This is a genomic window from 'Chrysanthemum coronarium' phytoplasma, assembly GCF_000744065.1.
In the GTDB taxonomy this organism is placed as follows: Bacteria; Bacillota_I; Bacilli_A; order Acholeplasmatales; family Acholeplasmataceae; genus Phytoplasma; species Phytoplasma asteris.
The window spans coordinates 1-717 of the sequence record NZ_BBIY01000143.1 but is presented as its reverse complement, the minus strand read 5'-3'; the positions used below and the strand labels follow the sequence as shown (position 1 = coordinate 717).

The 717-nt window shown below is 24.5% G+C and carries 1 protein-coding gene; it reads right to left on the bottom strand.

Translation table 11 applies throughout. From position 1 onward, the window contains the following. Positions 1 to 63 precede the first annotated feature (63 nt). Positions 64 to 333, bottom strand: coding sequence for a hypothetical protein (locus OYV_RS04195; protein ID WP_042068471.1), 270 nt, complete (start codon positions 331 to 333; stop codon positions 64 to 66). Positions 334 to 717: the final 384 nt, after the last annotated feature.

Below are 717 nucleotides of genomic sequence, written 5' to 3'. Positions count from 1 at the left end.
CTCCTAAACAATCTTGAGGCGAAAGCCAAGCTCCAAATCCTGTTTTAAGTTGCTCGCATGCTTTTAATTTATCTTTTTCATCTTGACAAGAATTAGATTGACATGTATTATAATTCTTACATGCTTGTTCTTGTTTTTTTCATCTAGACAAAAAGGAGCAACAAAAGGAAGAAATCTTAAAATAACACTCATATTATTATTAACTTGATTATCATTATTAACTAAATCATAATAAGCATAATCAACTTCTTTTAATTCATTTTCCTTTTGTTTTGTTTTAAATGATAAAGTTAAATTAGAATCTATTGGAGGCAGTGTTGCTTTATATGTCATCTTTTCTAAATACTTTTCTAACTCTTTTAGACTATCATAATAAAGACTTCCAGAATACCATTTTATTTTTTTATTAGAAAGATTAAAAGTAAAATAAGGTGCATTAATACCAGTAGTAATTTTTTTAACAATGTTATTAATTTTATCTTTAATTTGTTTTTTTGGTCTTCTAAATATTCTTGTAATGTTTGTTGCATTAATTCAAGTATTTTTTGTCCTAATATTAGTTTTATTTCTTCTTTAATGGATTCTTTTAATTCATTTAATTTTGTTCTTATTTCTTTTATCTTGTTATCTTGTCTTTTTTATTAGTGCCTGTTAAAGGTGGTAATTCAGTAGTTGTTTTTTTCTTTAATGCAGCTAAATTATCTCTTGTTTTAGGAG